General features: G+C 66.6%; 18 protein-coding genes and 2 pseudogenes. 15 read left to right on the top strand and 5 right to left on the bottom strand.

The window, feature by feature from the left end; all coding sequences use genetic code 11:
- Both JWP65_RS18055 and JWP65_RS18050 read right to left on the bottom strand, forming a co-directional pair.
- Positions 1 to 259, bottom strand: a pseudogene (locus JWP65_RS18055) (hypothetical protein); the annotation flags it as partial.
- 81 nt (positions 260 to 340) lie between these two features.
- Complete coding sequence (locus tag JWP65_RS18050) at positions 341 to 598, bottom strand: DUF4212 domain-containing protein (protein WP_299766235.1); 258 nt, start codon at positions 596 to 598, stop codon at positions 341 to 343.
- Positions 599 to 756: 158 nt separating this feature from the next.
- On the opposite strand from JWP65_RS18050, the gene JWP65_RS18045 reads away from it, so the two are divergent.
- From JWP65_RS18045 to JWP65_RS18015, 7 genes and pseudogenes are all read left to right on the top strand, one after another.
- Positions 757 to 1,137: a hypothetical protein gene (locus JWP65_RS18045; protein ID WP_299766233.1), complete on the top strand. Its 381-nt coding sequence runs from the start codon at positions 757 to 759 to the stop codon at positions 1,135 to 1,137.
- Positions 1,138 to 1,249: 112 nt separating this feature from the next.
- Positions 1,250 to 1,615, top strand: coding sequence for a 30S ribosomal protein S6 (gene rpsF / locus JWP65_RS18040; protein WP_299766231.1), 366 nt, complete (start codon positions 1,250 to 1,252; stop codon positions 1,613 to 1,615).
- 30 nt (positions 1,616 to 1,645) lie between these two features.
- Positions 1,646 to 1,936 (top strand): primosomal replication protein N, encoded by a 291-nt coding sequence (gene priB, locus JWP65_RS18035; protein WP_299766229.1) that lies wholly within the window; start codon positions 1,646 to 1,648, stop codon positions 1,934 to 1,936.
- A 52-nt stretch (positions 1,937 to 1,988) separates the two neighbouring features.
- Positions 1,989 to 2,270: pseudogene (gene rpsR / locus JWP65_RS18030) on the top strand (30S ribosomal protein S18).
- 9 nt (positions 2,271 to 2,279) lie between these two features.
- Positions 2,280 to 2,732, top strand: coding sequence for a 50S ribosomal protein L9 (gene rplI, locus JWP65_RS18025; RefSeq protein WP_299766227.1), 453 nt, complete (start codon positions 2,280 to 2,282; stop codon positions 2,730 to 2,732).
- A gap of 164 nt (positions 2,733 to 2,896) precedes the next feature.
- Positions 2,897 to 4,300: a replicative DNA helicase gene (gene dnaB / locus JWP65_RS18020; protein WP_299766225.1), complete on the top strand. Its 1,404-nt coding sequence runs from the start codon at positions 2,897 to 2,899 to the stop codon at positions 4,298 to 4,300.
- A 73-nt stretch (positions 4,301 to 4,373) separates the two neighbouring features.
- Positions 4,374 to 4,748: a hypothetical protein gene (locus tag JWP65_RS18015; RefSeq protein WP_299766223.1), complete on the top strand. Its 375-nt coding sequence runs from the start codon at positions 4,374 to 4,376 to the stop codon at positions 4,746 to 4,748.
- A 117-nt stretch (positions 4,749 to 4,865) separates the two neighbouring features.
- On the opposite strand, the gene JWP65_RS18010 is transcribed toward JWP65_RS18015, so the two are convergent.
- The 3 genes from JWP65_RS18010 to JWP65_RS18000 all read right to left on the bottom strand — a co-directional run bounded on the left by JWP65_RS18010 (position 4,866) and on the right by JWP65_RS18000 (position 7,718).
- Positions 4,866 to 6,557 (bottom strand): PhoH family protein, encoded by a 1,692-nt coding sequence (locus tag JWP65_RS18010; protein ID WP_299766221.1) that lies wholly within the window; start codon positions 6,555 to 6,557, stop codon positions 4,866 to 4,868.
- A 204-nt stretch (positions 6,558 to 6,761) separates the two neighbouring features.
- Positions 6,762 to 7,238: a peroxiredoxin gene (locus tag JWP65_RS18005; protein ID WP_299766219.1), complete on the bottom strand. Its 477-nt coding sequence runs from the start codon at positions 7,236 to 7,238 to the stop codon at positions 6,762 to 6,764.
- A 105-nt stretch (positions 7,239 to 7,343) separates the two neighbouring features.
- Entirely contained in the window at positions 7,344 to 7,718 is a 375-nt protein-coding gene (locus tag JWP65_RS18000) for an Mth938-like domain-containing protein (protein WP_299766217.1), read from the bottom strand.
- A 101-nt stretch (positions 7,719 to 7,819) separates the two neighbouring features.
- On the opposite strand from JWP65_RS18000, the gene JWP65_RS17995 reads away from it, so the two are divergent.
- The 8 genes from JWP65_RS17995 (at position 7,820) to moaD (ending at position 14,603) form a co-directional block, all read left to right on the top strand.
- Positions 7,820 to 9,046 carry a pyridoxal phosphate-dependent aminotransferase gene (locus JWP65_RS17995; protein ID WP_299766215.1) on the top strand — a complete coding sequence of 409 codons (1,227 nt, stop codon included), beginning with the start codon at positions 7,820 to 7,822 and terminating at the stop codon, positions 9,044 to 9,046.
- 85 nt (positions 9,047 to 9,131) lie between these two features.
- Positions 9,132 to 10,454: a homoserine dehydrogenase gene (locus JWP65_RS17990; protein WP_299766213.1), complete on the top strand. Its 1,323-nt coding sequence runs from the start codon at positions 9,132 to 9,134 to the stop codon at positions 10,452 to 10,454.
- Positions 10,455 to 10,505: 51 nt separating this feature from the next.
- Positions 10,506 to 10,763: a type II toxin-antitoxin system Phd/YefM family antitoxin gene (locus JWP65_RS17985; protein WP_299766211.1), complete on the top strand. Its 258-nt coding sequence runs from the start codon at positions 10,506 to 10,508 to the stop codon at positions 10,761 to 10,763.
- Between the two features lies 1 nt (position 10,764).
- Positions 10,765 to 11,184 (top strand): type II toxin-antitoxin system VapC family toxin, encoded by a 420-nt coding sequence (locus tag JWP65_RS17980; RefSeq protein WP_299766209.1) that lies wholly within the window; start codon positions 10,765 to 10,767, stop codon positions 11,182 to 11,184.
- 2 nt (positions 11,185 to 11,186) lie between these two features.
- A complete protein-coding gene (gene thrC / locus JWP65_RS17975) occupies positions 11,187 to 12,596 on the top strand; it encodes a threonine synthase (RefSeq protein WP_299766207.1) in 1,410 nt (469 codons plus the stop codon).
- A complete protein-coding gene (gene mobB, locus JWP65_RS17970) occupies positions 12,593 to 13,126 on the top strand; it encodes a molybdopterin-guanine dinucleotide biosynthesis protein B (RefSeq protein WP_299766205.1) in 534 nt (177 codons plus the stop codon). The genes thrC and mobB overlap by 4 nt, the downstream gene beginning before the upstream one ends.
- Positions 13,123 to 14,355, top strand: coding sequence for a gephyrin-like molybdotransferase Glp (gene glp, locus JWP65_RS17965; RefSeq protein ID WP_299766203.1), 1,233 nt, complete (start codon positions 13,123 to 13,125; stop codon positions 14,353 to 14,355). Before mobB ends, glp begins: the two co-directional genes overlap by 4 nt.
- Entirely contained in the window at positions 14,352 to 14,603 is a 252-nt protein-coding gene (gene moaD / locus JWP65_RS17960; RefSeq protein ID WP_299766201.1) for a molybdopterin converting factor subunit 1, read from the top strand. Before glp ends, moaD begins: the two co-directional genes overlap by 4 nt.
- The last annotated feature ends 4 nt before the right edge of the window (positions 14,604 to 14,607 follow it).

Below are 14,607 nucleotides of genomic sequence, written 5' to 3'. Positions count from 1 at the left end.
CAGCCGCGTCGAGCGGCGCCGGCTCGGTCGGCGCGCTCGAATGGGCCGAGGCGGCTTCGATCAACCCTTGTTCGGCCAGGTGCGTGATCAGCACCTCCGGGTCTCCCAGACCCTGGCCCAAGTGGGCGAGCTCGGCGAACGGCCGCCTGCCATTGATCAGGATCAGCATGGAACGCTGCTTCAAATTAAGGGCTGCATTGCGGGTGGCAATCGCCTCGGCCCCGCGGGCCGATTTGTGATACATCGCGGTCTTGTCCAACACGGCTCCTCCAAGCTTGACGCGCCGTTCGCCAGTGGCTCCAGTATGCCCTGACAGCGCCTGCCGCCGAGCCAGCCAGGCTCAATCCTCTTCGCCGACGCCGTACTCCGCGTCCAGGCGGTTCATGTACCAGGCGTAGTAGCCGATGATGGCCACGTACACCAGCAACGCCCCCTGGGCCCCCATCCAGAAGCTGAACGGCCAGCCGAAGAAATCGAAGGCCAGCGGGCGCGCGAACCAGGCCACGACGAAGCTGACGAAGAACCAGATCGCCAGCAGGATGCCGGTGATGCGCAGGCTCTTGCGCCAGTGCGCGCGCTGTCTGTCGTGGCTGTCCATGGCCTGCAGATCATCGCCGACAAACCGGCGCCGGCCGCGGGGAAAGCCACCAGCGCCCCCTCCGTAGAAACCTATCCTGCTGGGCTGTAGCCGGGAGGAGGCAAAAACACCGCGCTCGTCAAGCCGATCCGGGGCAGCAGGTGTTCACGGACCGCTCGATGCCGCTGACGCCGTGGCAACGGGCGGTGCTGGTCCGGTGCGACGGCCAGCGCAGCGAAAAAGACCTGTTGCTGGCGACCGCTTCCACCAGGGTGACCCGGGGGAGGCCGTGCAACCTGCGCGAGTTGGGCCTGGCGGCCGGGGCGCCGTGCCTGCCCTGGCGGCGTGCGCCCAGTCCAGTGGCGGCGCTACCTGGAGACTTACGAGGTGGCATCGGGCTGACCCCCGGGCTGGGGCCCAAGCGGGTTCGGCTGAGCATGGCGGTGGAAGCTGTCGCCGACTTCGCCGACTTCGCTGGCCTGGTGGCGCTCGCCCCGCATCCGGGAGGCCGTCGTGGCGGAAAGGCCGCGGCGCTGGAGGCGGTCATCGCGCCTCGCTGAGGCAGCCCGCGTACAGGGTGGGCTAGCCCGGGCTATAATCGCGGGCTTACCTGCTTTTCCCTTGCCACACCAGCTTTAGACGCGCCGGGTGGCTTATCCGTAAGGAGCATTCATGCGTCACTATGAAATCGTCTTGCTGATCCACCCGGATCAAAGCGAGCAGGTTCCGGCCATGCTGGAGCGCTACAAGGGCATGATCACCGCCGGCAACGGCAAGGTGCATCGTGTCGAAGACTGGGGCCGCCGCCAGCTGGCCTACCAGATCAACAAGCTCGCCAAGGCGCATTACCTGTGCGTCAACATCGAGGCCGACCAGGCCGTGATGAGCGAGCTGGAGCACGCGTTCCGCTTCAACGACGCCGTGCTGCGCCACCTGACCGTCGTCAGGAAGAAGGCCGATGCCGGCCCGTCTTCCATGATGAAGACCGTCGAGCGCGAAGAAGCGCGCAAGCAGCAGCAGGCGGAGTTCCAGTCGTAATCCGGCCGGAGTTTTGCAACTAAGCGGAAGTTGAACCAGACGGTCCTGGATGCCCGTATCGCCGAGGCCGCGGCCCTGCGCTACACCCCGGCCGGATTGCCAGCCATCGACCTGCGGCTCGAACACGAGTCGGACACCCTGGAAGCAGGGCAACGCAGGCAGGTGAAGGTGGAAATCCGGGCGGTGGCCTTCGGGACCGACGCCGAGACGCTGGCCGTGCAGGCCATCGGCAGCGGCTTCCGGTTCACGGGCTTCCTGGCCGCCCCGCGGCACGGCAAGCACCCGGTGCTCCACATCCAGTCTTTTCAGCAAGTCGAATAGCTTTGAGGGACAGATCTTCAGCTCTGTCCCCAACACTTTGAGAGAGGTCCACATGGCCACGTTCAAGAAATTCAACAAGGACAAGCGTCCCAAGCGCAACACCCAGTCGTTGCTGTTCAAGCGCAAGCGCTTTTGCCGCTTCACCGTCGCCGGCGTCGAAGAGATCGACTAAAAGGACGTCGACACCCTGCGCGACTTCATCTCCGAAAACGGCAAGATCATCCCGGCGCGCCTGACCGGCACCCGCGCGATCTACCAGCGCCAGCTCAACACCGCCATCAAGCGTGCCCGCTTCCTGGCCCTGGTTCCGTATTCGGACCAGCACCGCATCTAAGGAAACGCCATGCAAGTCATCCTGCTCGAAAAAGTGGTGAACCTGGGCAACCTGGGCGAGATCGTCAAAGTGAAGGACGGCTACGCCCGCAACTTCCTGATCCCGCAAGGCCACGCCCGCCGTGCCACCGCCAACAACAAGGCCGAATTCGAAGCCAAGCGCGTCGAACTCGAAAAAGCCGCCGCCGCCAAGCTGACCGAGGCGCAAGCCCAGGGCGAGAAGCTGGCCGGCAAGACCGTCAAGGTCACGCAGAAGGCCGGCGTCGACGGCCGCCTGTTCGGCTCGGTCACCAACCAGGACATCGCCGAGGAACTGGGCAAGCTGGGCTTCGCGGTGGCCAAGTCGCAAGTGCGCATGCCCACCGGCCCGATCAAGACCACCGGCGACAGCAAAGTCTCCGTGTCGCTGCACACCGACGTGCTGGTCGAGATCACCGTCACGGTGCTGGGCGAGACGGCTTAAGCCTTCCGTCGCCGCAGCCTGGAAAGCCGCCTTCGGGCGGCTTTTTCAATTCTTCACCAGCCCACAGGTAACAGCAGGCTTGTCCACAGGATCACCACAGTGTTGTCACTGGACATTCCCACAGCCCCCGCTAGCATGCATCGATCGAGGAGAGAGTGCCACCCATGTCAGCAGTCCTGAGCGCCATCGACGGCGATTTCCCCCGTGACCGGCAGGTGGCGCAGCTGCGCATCCCGCCCCATTCCATCGAGGCGGAGTCCAGCGTGCTGGGCGGGCTGCTGCTGGACAACCAGGCCTGGGACCGCGTCGGCGACCTGCTGACCGACGGCGACTTCTACCGCTACGAGCACCGGCTGATCTACGCTTCCATCGGCGGCCTGATCAACGGCTCGCGCCCGGCCGACGTGATCACCGTCTACGAGCAGCTGCAAGGCCTGGGCAAGGCCGAGGAAATCGGCGGGCTGCCTTACCTGAATGCGCTGGCCCAGTACGTCCCCAGCGCCGGCAACATCCGCCGCTACGCGGAAATCGTGCGCGAGCGCTCGATCCTGCGCAAGCTGGTCACGGCCAGCGACGAGATCTCCACCTCCGCCTTCAACACCCAGGGCAAGGCGGTCGACAAGATCCTGGACGAGGCCGAGCAGAAGATCTTCCACATCGGGGAAGAGGGCTCGCGCATGAAGCAGGGCTTCCAGGGCATGGACACGCTGGTGGTGCAACTGCTGGACCGGGTGGTCGAGATGGCGGACAACCCGAACGACATCACCGGCGTGCCGACCGGTTTCATCGACCTGGACCGCATGACGTCCGGCATGCAGGCCGGCGACATGATCGTGCTGGCGGCGCGCCCCTCGATGGGCAAGACCGCCCTGGCCATCAACATCGCCGAGCACGTGGCCCTGCGCGAGCAGCTGCCGGTGGCGGTGTTTTCCATGGAAATGGGCGCGTCCCAGCTGGCCGTGCGGATCGTCGGCTCGATCGGCCGCATCGACCAGATGCACCTGCGCACCGGCAAGCTGACCGACGAGGAGTGGCCGCGCCTGACCGAAGCCATCGAGAAGCTGCGCAACATCTCCCTGCACATCGACGAAACCCCGGGCCTGACCACCAGCGAGCTGCGGGCCAACGCGCGCCGGCTGGCGCGCCAGTGCGGCAAGCTCGGGCTGATCGTGGTCGACTACCTGCAGCTGATGAGCACCTCGTCCAGCATGAACGACGAAAACCGCGCCACCGCCGTCGGCGAGATCTCGCGCGGCCTGAAGATGCTGGCCAAGGAACTGCAGTGCCCGGTGATCGCGCTGTCGCAGCTGTCGCGGGGCGTGGAATCGCGCACCGACAAGCGCCCGATGATGAGCGACCTGCGCGAATCCGGCGCCATCGAGCAGGACGCCGACGTGATCATGTTCATCTACCGCGACGACTACTACAACAAGGACTCCAAGGAGCCGGGCGTGGCCGAGATCATCATCAGCAAGCAGCGCAACGGCCCCACCGGCACCATCAAGCTGGCCTTCATGAAGGAGCTGACCCGCTTCGAGAGCCTGGCGTCCGGCAACGCCGATTTCTGAAGCAGGCTGCTTTCCTACGCTGCAGTTGATCCATTCGGAGGATGCTCGCTGCCTGGACCTCCTGGAGACGCGCATGGACGACGACAACTTGATGGCGACGCTGGCCGAAGCGACGCCGCTGCCGGGCACCGAAAGCCTGCCCAACGAACTGCTGGGCGACGCCGAGCCCGTGCTGCAGAAGATCAAGCGGGTGGACGAGCAGCGCGAAGGCTTCCCGGGCGAGCACTGGCTGGTGCTGGGCCTGGGCATCGCCGTCTGGCACTACACCCGCAGCAACAGCCACTGGGCCGTTCGCACGGCCGGCTCCTTCGCGGCCGCCGCGCTGGTCGCACGCGCGGCCAGCGGCCGGGAAGGTCTGTCCAAGGTTCTGAGGTACACGCCTTTCGGCAGCCGGATCGCGCGCGGCTGCCCGCCGTGCGACGAGCCGCAGGCCCAGGGCAAGCGCTGAGCTGGCTTGCGCCTCCCCCCTGCGGGGCAGGGCTGGGATGGGGCGCTCTCGGAACGTCGTCGCCAACAAGCGAGCGCCGCGGCCCCCTCCCCACAGAGGGGAGGAGCCAACCCGTTCCTAGAGAGCTTCGCTGGCGAAGTCCGCCAGCCGCGAGCGCTCGCCGCGCGCCAGCGTGATGTGCCCGCTGTGCGGCCAGCCCTTGAACTTGTCGACCGCGAAGGTCAGGCCGGACGAGCCTTCGGTGAGGTAAGGCGTGTCGATCTGCGCCAGGTTGCCCATGCAGACGATCTTGCTGCCCGGGCCGGCCCGGGTGATCAGCGTCTTCATCTGCTTGGGCGTCAGGTTCTGCGCCTCGTCGATGATCACGTACTTGTTCAGGAAGGTGCGCCCGCGCATGAAGTTCATGCTCTTGATCTTGATCTTGCTGCGGATCAGCTCGTTGGTGGCGGCGCGGCCCCACTCGCCCGAGCCGCCGCCTTCGGTCTTGCCCAGCACTTCCAGGTTGTCGTCCAGCGCGCCCATCCACGGGCCCATCTTCTCTTCCTCGGTGCCGGGCAGGAAGCCGATGTCCTCGCCCACGCTGACGGTCGCCCGCGTCATGATGATTTCGGTGTAGCGGCGGTCGTCCAGCACCTGGGTCAGGCCGGCGGCCAGCGCCATCAGCGTCTTGCCGGTGCCGGCCGTGCCGGTCAGCGTCACGAAGTCGATGTCCGGGTCCGTCAGCAGGTTCATCGCGAAGTTCTGTTCGCGGTTGCGGGTGGTCACGCCCCAGATGGCGTTCTTGAGGTGGCCGAAATCCTTGAGCGTCTTGAGCACGGCCGTCTTGCCGCGGATTTCGGTCACCCGGGCATACAGGCTGGGCTCGCCGGGCGACTCGAAGTAGACGAACTGGTTGATCAGCAGACTGGGCACCACCGGGCCACTGACGCGGTAGTAGGTGTGGTGGCCCGACTGCCAGCTCTCGACCGTCTTGCCGTGCTTGGCCCAGAAGTCCTGGGGCAGGGCCAGCGAGCCGGAATACATCAGCTCCAGGTCGTCCAGCACCTTGTCGTTCTGGTAGTCGTCGGTGGCCAGGCCCAGGGCCCGCGCCTTCACGCGCATGTTGATGTCCTTGGACACCAGCACCACCTCGCGCGGCGCGTGCTTCTCGCTCAACGCCTGCACCACCGACAGGATCTGGTTGTCGGCCTTGCCGGCCGGCAGCCCCATCGGCATGGCGGCCGACAACTGCATGGTCTGAAAGAACAGGCAGCCGCCGGCTTCGCGATGCCCGGTGCTGTCGAGCTTCAGGCCGCTGGCGATGTCGGCGCCCTTGCCGCCCGCCAGGCCGTCGAGGGTGCGGCTGGCCTGGCGGGCGTTGCGCGCCACCTCGGTCATGCCCTTTTTGTGGCCGTCGAGCTCTTCCAGCACGATCATCGGCAGGAAGATGTCGTGTTCCTCGAAGCGGAACAGGCTCATCGGGTCGTGCATCAGCACGTTGGTGTCCAGCACGAACAGCTTGGCCGGGCCGGCCAGCTTCTTCTTGCGGGGCGCCGGTGTCGGCACCGTGACGTTGGGCGTGCGTTTGCGCGCCGGCTGCGGTTCGTCCAGGTAGGTTTCCACTTCGCCGGGGTAGGTCCCCAGCGGCACGTCGCCGCCGCCCGAGCGCGGGTCGAAGTCGTCGTCCGCCTGCGGTTTGTCGGCCAGCGGGCTAGCTTCCGGCGGTGCCTCCGTTTTTCGAGCGAGCTTGTGCAGCGAACGGGCCGGGGCATCGAAGGCTTCCGGCGGGAGCATGGCGGCGCGCTTGGTCGGGGCGGGAGGCAGGGGCATGGGCGGTACAGCTCGTGGATGAGGAGAAGGTGAAACAAAAAAGCCGCCAGGCAGGCCAGGCGGCTTCTTTCGGACTGACGGTGATGACGCTGGGCGTCGGAGTCAACGACATGAATTCATTATGCACACCAAGCGCCGCACGACAATGTCGGCAGGAGTTTGTTGCCACAAAACGTCAAGCCCTACAGGAAGCCCGGAAAGCCTTCAGGCAGCCTTCTTGAGCAGCTTGACGGCCTTGAGGACATCGTCGACGTGGCCGGGGACCTTCAGGCCACGCCATTCCTGCTTGAGGATGCCATCGGTGCCCACCAGGAAGGTGCTGCGCTCGATGCCCTTGACCTTCTTGCCGTACATGATCTTGTTCTTGACCACGCCGAACATGTGGCACATCTTTTCTTCCGTGTCGGCGATCAGCTCGAACGGCAGCTCCAGCTTGGCCTTGAACTCGTCGTGCGACTTCATGTTGTCGCGCGAGACGCCGAACACCACCGCGCCGGCCTTCACGAAGTCCTTGTACTTGTCCCGAAACTGCATTGCCTCGGTGGTACAACCCGGCGTGTTGTCCTTCGGGTAGAAGTACAGGACCACCACCTGCCCCTGGTGGGACGTGTTGGTGACCTTGCCGCCGCCGGTGGCATTCGCTTCAAATTCTGGAAGAGGTTTGTTGACAACGATCGCCATAGGTGTGTGTTCTGGGTAACAGTACTTGCTCGTTGGCTACAAGGCGCACAGCCTTGCCGCAACACAAGATTTTACCGCGAAATGCCGGCAGCGGCCCCGCAACCGTCAGGCAGGGCCATCCAGCAGCAGGGCCACTGCCACTTCCCGGCCCTCCTGGGCGAGGATGTTGTAGGTGCGGCAAGCCGCTGCCGTGTCCATGGTTTCGACCCCGATCCGGCGGGCCGACAGGGCCGCAAGCCAGGCCGGCTGCGGAAAGCGGATCTTGCGTCCGCTGCCGAAAATCACCACCTCCACCTGCAGCCGCGCCAGCAGCTCGAAGTGCTGCGGACCCAGTTCCTCGAACGAGCCGGCCCAGTCCAGGCGCTCGCCGTGCGAGCCGATCACCACGTTGTGCGTGATCTTTTCGCTGCCCACGCCGACCCAGCCGGGGCCGTAGCCGGTGATGGTCTGGACGTCGGACTGATCGGGCTGGAGTTTCAAGGGGAGCGGGAAGTGCGGGAATGGTCGCGCCAGCCGGCGGCGGCGCGGACTTATGGTCAAATTATAGGTTTTCACCCAGCGTCAGCGCCTGCGGAGGGGCTTTGAAGACCGTCCATAAATCCACCAAGCTGGCCAACGTCCTCTATGACATCCGCGGCCCCATCATGGACGCCGCGCGCCAGATGGAGGAAGAGGGTCACAAGATCATCAAGCTGAACATCGGCAACCTGGCGCCGTTCGGCTTCGACGCGCCGGAAGAAATCCAGCAGGACATGATCCGCAACCTGCCGAACTCGGCCGGTTACTCCGACAGCAAGGGCATCTTCGCCGCCCGCAAGGCGGTGATGCACTACACCCAGCAGCAAGGCATCAAGGGCGTGACGCTCGACGATGTCTACCTGGGCAACGGCGCCAGCGAGCTGATCGCGCTGTCGACCAACGCCTTGCTGAACGAGGGCGACGAGCTGCTGGTGCCGACCCCGGACTACCCGTTGTGGACGGCCACCACCGCGCTGTCGGGCGGCTCGCCGGTGCACTACATGTGCGACGAGGCCAACGGCTGGATGCCCGACCTGGACGACCTGCGCCGCAAGATCACGCCGGCCACCAAGGGCATCGTCGTCATCAACCCCAACAACCCGACCGGCGCGCTGTATTCCGACGCCCTGCTCAAGGACATCGTGGCGATTGCCCGCCAGCACGGGCTGGTGATCTTCGCCGACGAGGTCTACGACAAGGTGCTGTACGACGGCGTCAGGCACACCGCCATCGCCAGCCTGTCGACCGACGTGCTGACGCTGACCTTCAACTCGCTGTCCAAGAGCTATCGCTCCTGCGGCTACCGGGCCGGCTGGATGGTGGTGTCGGGCGACAAGAAGGCCGCGGCCGACTACATCGAGGGCTTGAACATGCTCTCGAACATGCGGCTTTGCTCCAACGTGCCCGGCCAGTGGGCGATCCAGACCGCGCTGGGCGGCTACCAGAGCATCAACGAGCTGGTCGGCGAGGGTGGACGGCTGCGCCGCCAGCGCGACCTGGCCCATGAACTGATCACCGCCATTCCGGGCGTCACCTGCGTCAAGCCGCAGGCGGCGCTGTACATGTTCCCGCGGCTGGACCCCAAGGTCTACCCGATCCGGGACGACCGCCAGTTCTTCCTCGAAGTGCTGCAGGAAACCCGCGTGATGCTGGTGCAGGGCACCGGCTTCAACTGGCCCGAGCCCGATCACTTTCGCATCGTCTTCCTGCCGCACGAGGACGACCTGCGCGAAGCCGTCGGGCGCATCGCCCGGTTCCTGGACAACTACCGAAAACGCCACTCTTCATGATGAGCCCCTACGTTCCGCACTCCGTGTCGTCACTGCCTCCCGGGGGGGCCCTTGCCTCCCCGCAGCCGGCTCGTCGGGAGGCAAGATGAAACCCATCCAGGTCGGCCTGCTGGGCATCGGCACCGTCGGCAGCGGCGTCTTCAACGTCCTCAAACGCAACCAGGCAGAGATCCGGCGCCGCGCCGGCCGCGGCATCGAAATCACCATGGTGGCGGACCTCGACGCTGCCCGCGCCCAGGCGGTGGTCGGCGATGCCGCCCGCGTCGTCAGCGACGCGCGCGAGATCATCGCCAATCCGGACATCGACATCGTCGTGGAGCTGATCGGCGGCTACGGCATCGCCCGCCAGCTGATGATGGAAGCCATCGCCAGCGGCAAGCACGTGGTGACGGCCAACAAGGCCCTGCTGGCGGTGCACGGCACCGAAATCTTCGCGGCCGCCCACGACAAGGGCGTGATGGTCGCCTTCGAGGCGGCGGTCGCCGGCGGCATCCCCATCATCAAGGCGCTGCGCGAAGGCCTGACGGCCAACAGCATCCAGAGGATCATGGGGATCATCAACGGCACCACCAACTTCATCCTCTCGGAGATGCGCGAGAAGGGGCTGGACTTCGACGTGGCGCTCAAGGAAGCGCAACGCCTGGGCTACGCGGAAGCCGATCCCACCTTCGACATCGAAGGGGTGGACGCCGCCCACAAGGCCACGATCATGAGCGCCATCGCCTTTGGCGTGCCGGTGCAGTTCGACAAAGCCTACGTCGAGGGCATCACCAAGCTGGGCGCGCAGGACATCGACTACGCCGAGCAGCTGGGCTACCGCATCAAGCTGCTTGGTATCACCAAGCGCCGGCCCAACGGCATCGAGCTGCGCGTGCATCCCACCCTGGTGCCGTGCAAGCGGCTGATCGCCAACGTCGAGGGCGCGATGAACGCCGTCGTGGTGCAGGGGGACGCCGTCGGCACCACGCTGTACTACGGCAAGGGAGCCGGCAGCGAGCCGACCGCCAGCGCCGTCATCGCCGACCTGGTGGACGTGGCGCGGCTGCACACGGTCGATGCCGCGCATCGCGTGCCGCACCTGGCCTTCCAGCCCGACCAGATGAGTTCTGCGCCGATCCTGCCGATGAGCGAGGTGGTCACAGGCTACTACCTGCGGCTGCGCGTGGCCGACCAGGCCGGGGTGCTGGCCAAGGTGGCCGGCCTGCTGGCCAATGCCGGCATCAGCATCGACGCGATGCTGCAGCGCGAAGCCTCGGCCGTGGGCGGCGAAGGCTCGACCCACACCGACCTGATCCTGCTCACGCACGCGGTGCGCGAAGGCACCATGAACGAGGTGATCGCGCAGATGCAGGCGCTGCCGACAGTGCTGGCGCCGATCACGCGGATCCGCAAGGAAGAACTGGCCTGAAGCGCGCTTCTTTTTATACTTTTGCCTATTCTGGACAGAACGAGGCATTCCATGAATGACGTCCAGCAAGTGCAGGAAGCCAAGAATCGCTTCAGCGAGGTCATCGAACGCGCCTTGCGCGACGGGCCGCAGGTGGTGACACGCCACGGCCGCCCGGTCGTCCAGGTCGTTGCACTGGACGCCGCCGTCGCCAGGGCCGTCGGCGCCGAGGACGGCTTCGTGCAGTACCTGCTGGATGCGCCGAAGGGAGATGACCTGCCTGCGCCGGTGCGCCGCAGCCGGCGCACGCCTCCGCTCCTGGGCGCCTGACATGCGGTGGCTGCTGGACACCTGCGTGGTCTCGGAACTCGCCCGCAAGCTGCCGGATGCCTCGGTCATCCGCTGGTTGTCGCAACACGCGAGCGAAGCGGCCATGACCGTGGTGACAGTGGGCGAAGTGCAGTCCGGGATCGAGCGCCTCGCTCCGGGGCGCCAGCGCAATGCGCTGCAGCATTGGTCGGACGGCCCTTGCCGCCAGTGCAGCGAGCGCATCGTCGCCTCCGACGAGCCGGTGGGGCGCACGTTCGGTCGGCCCAAGGCCTCGCTGCAAGCCATCGGCAAGCGGCAGGATGACCTGGACCTCCTGATCGCGGCGACCGCGACGGTCCGCCAACTCACGCTGGTGACCCGCAACACCAGGCATTTCGAAGACTCGGGCGTGCGGACGCTCAATCCCTGGATCGCCTCCTGACCATGCAGTACATCTCCACCCGCGGCCATCCCGACCGCAAGCGCTTCTGCCAGATCCTGCTGGAGGGCCTGGCGCCGGACGGCGGGCTGTATTTGCCGGAAAGCTATCCGCGCGTAGCTGCGGCGACCCTCGCCAGCTGGCGCGAGCTGCCGTACCACGAGCTCGCGTTCGAGATCCTCTCGCTCTACATCGACGACATCCCGGCCGACGACTTGCGCGCGATCTGCCGCAAGACCTACACCGCGCAAGTGTTCGGCACGCCGGAGATCGTCCCGCTCAAGCAGCTGGAAGATGGCGTGCTGCTGCAGGCCTTGTCCAATGGCCCGACGCTGGCCTTCAAGGACATGGCGATGCAGTTGCTGGGCAACCTGTTCGAGTACGAACTGGCGCGTCGCGGCGAGGAACTGAACATCCTGGGCGCCACTTCCGGCGACACCGGCAGCGCGGCCGAATACGCCATGCGCGGCAAGCGAGGCGTGCGCGTGTTCATGACGTCGCCCAAGGGCCGCATGAGCCCGTTCCAGCAGGCGCAGATGTTCAGCCTGCAGGACGCCAACATCCACAACATCGCCATCGAAGGCGTGTTCGACGACTGCCAGGACATCGTCAAGGCCGTCTCGAGCGACCTGGAGTTCAAGCGCAAGTACCGCATCGGCACCGTCAACTCAATCAACTGGGCGCGCCTGATGGCCCAGGTGGTGTACTACTTCGCCGGCTACTTTCAAGCGACTTCCTCCAACGCGCAGCAGGTCAGCTTCGCGGTGCCGTCCGGCAACTTCGGCAACATCTGCGCCGGCCACGTGGCGCGCATGATGGGCCTGCCGATCGGCCGGCTGGTGCTGGCCACCAACGAGAACGACGTGCTCGACGAGTTCTTTCGAACCGGCGTCTACCGCGTGCGCGGCAGCCAGGACACCTACGAAACCTCCAGCCCCTCGATGGACATCTCCAAGGCCAGCAACTTCGAGCGTTTCGTGTTCGACCTGCTGGGCCGCGACGGCGCCAAGCTGCGCTACCTGTTCGCCCAGGAACTCGTCGCCAAGGGCGCGTTCGACCTGTCGGCCGACATCGCCCGCGCGCGCGAACAGTTCGGCTTCGTCTCGGGCAAGAGCACCCATGCCGATCGCCTGGCGACCATCCGCGACACCTGGGAGCGCTTCGGCACCATGATCGATACCCACACCGCCGACGGCCTGAAGGTCGGGCGCGAGCGGCAGCTGCCGGGCGAGACCATGATCGTGCTCGAGACGGCGTTGCCGATCAAGTTCGCCGGCACCATCGTCGAGGCGCTGGGCCGCGAGCCCGACCGGCCGGCCAAGTTCGCCGGCATCGAGGCGCTGCCCAAGCGCGTGACGGAACTGCCGGCCGACGCGGGCCGCGTCAAGGACTTCATCGCGGCGCACTGCGCATGAAGGTCGTCGGCTTCTCCGGCTTTTCCGGCTCCGGCAAGACCACACTGGTCGAGCGCCTGATCCCGGCACTGAAGATGCGCGGCCTGCGCGTCTCGGTGGTCAAGCACGCCCACCACGACTTCGACATCGACCGTCCCGGCAAGGACACCTGGCGCCACCGCGAAGCCGGCGCCTTCGAGGTGGTGGTGGCGTCCGACCGCCGGCTGGCGCTGATGCGCGAGTTCGAGCAGGCCGCCACGCTCACGGTGCACCACCTGCTGGCCGAGCTGTACCACGGAGTCGACTGGGTGTTGGTGGAAGGCTTCAAGTCCAGCGACCTGCTGAAGGTGGAAGTCTGGCGGCCGGACTCGGGCAAGCCGGCGATGTACCCGGAGGACGGCTTCATCGTCGCCCTTGCCACCGACGCGCCGGGCCGCCTGCCGGTGCCCACCCTGCGGCCGGTGCTGGATCTGAACGATCCCGAGGCGGTGGCGCAGTGGCTGGTCGACAATGGTGACCGCTTCGACTACGACCCGGAGAAGTACGCGTGACCACCGCCGCCCGCCCCGCGCTGCGCAGTCTCGACGACGCGCTGGCCGCCTTGCTGGCGCAGGCGCAGCCGCTGGTCGGGGCGGAGTCCGTCTCCACCTTCGACGCCGACGGCCGCGTGCTGGCGCAGGACCTGGTTTCCTTGCTGCAGGTGCCGCCGCAGGACAACAGCTCGATGGACGGCTACGCGGTGCGGCGGGCCGAGATCGCCGACGAGGGCGTCGTGCTGCCGGTGAGCCAGCGCATCGCCGCCGGCAACGCCGCCCAGCCGCTGGCGCCCGGCACGGTGGCCCGCATCTTCACGGGCGCGGTGGTGCCCGAAGGCGCCGATGCGATCGTGATGCAGGAAGACACGCAGGACGCGGGCGACGGCCGCGTGCGGATCTGCCGCGTTCCCTCGGCAGGGCAGTGGATCCGGCGCAGCGGCGAGGACATCACGCGCGGCAGCACGGTGCTGGCACGCGGCGACCGGCTGGTCCCGGCTTCCCTCGGCCTGGCGGCCAGCATCGGCATGGACCAGCTGCAGGTGGGGCGCCGTCCGCGGGTGGCGCTGTTCTCCACCGGCGACGAGCTGGTGATGCCGGGCGAGGTGGCGCCCGAGGCGATGCAGCCAGGCGCGATCTACAACTCCAACCGCTTCTTCCTGCGCAGCCTGCTGCTGCGCCTGGGCTGCGAAGTTCGCGACTTCGGCATCGTGCCGGACCGCCGCGACGCCACCGTCCAGGCCTTGCGTGACGCGGCGGGCCACAGCGACCTGATCCTCACCAGCGGCGGCGTGTCCGTCGGCGAGGAAGACCACATCAAGCCGGCGGTGCAGCAACTGGGCACACTGGACCTGTGGCAGATTGCGATGAAGCCGGGCAAGCCGTTTGCGCACGGTCGCATTGGCGAGGCGCATTTCATCGGGCTGCCCGGCAACCCGGTCTCCAGCTTCGTGACCTTCCTGCTGCTGGTGCGGCCGTTCCTGCTCAAGCTGCAGGGTGCTGCCCGGACCACGCCGGAAGCGATGTCGCTGCCGGCGCATTTCGACTGGCCGCGTGCCGACCGCCGCCGCGAGTTCCTGCGCGTGCGCCGCAACGGCAGCGGCGGGCTGGACCTGTTTTCCAATCAGAGCTCCGGCGTGCTGACATCCACTGTCTGGGCCGACGGCCTGGTCGACGTGCCGGCCGGCCACACCTTCGCCCATGGCGAACTGGTGCCGTTCCTGCCGCTCACGGAGTTGCTCGCATGAACGTGCGCATGAAGTACTTCGCCTCCATTCGCGAGAAGCTGGGGCAGGGCGACGAAACGCTGCAGACTTGCAGCCAGACGCTGGGTGCGCTGCGCGACGAGCTGATCGCGCGCGGCGAGCCGTATGCCGGCGCGCTGGCGCGCGGCAAGGCGGTGCGGATGGCGCTGGACCAGGACATGGTCGACGAGTCGGCGCCCCTGCGCGAGGGCTGCGAGGTGGCCTTCTTCCCGCCGGTCACCGGCGGCTAGGCCA

Source organism: Ramlibacter sp., from assembly GCF_028292805.1.
Classification (GTDB): Bacteria; Pseudomonadota; Gammaproteobacteria; order Burkholderiales; family Burkholderiaceae_C; genus Ramlibacter.
This window is presented reverse-complemented; position numbering and strand designations above follow the sequence as displayed.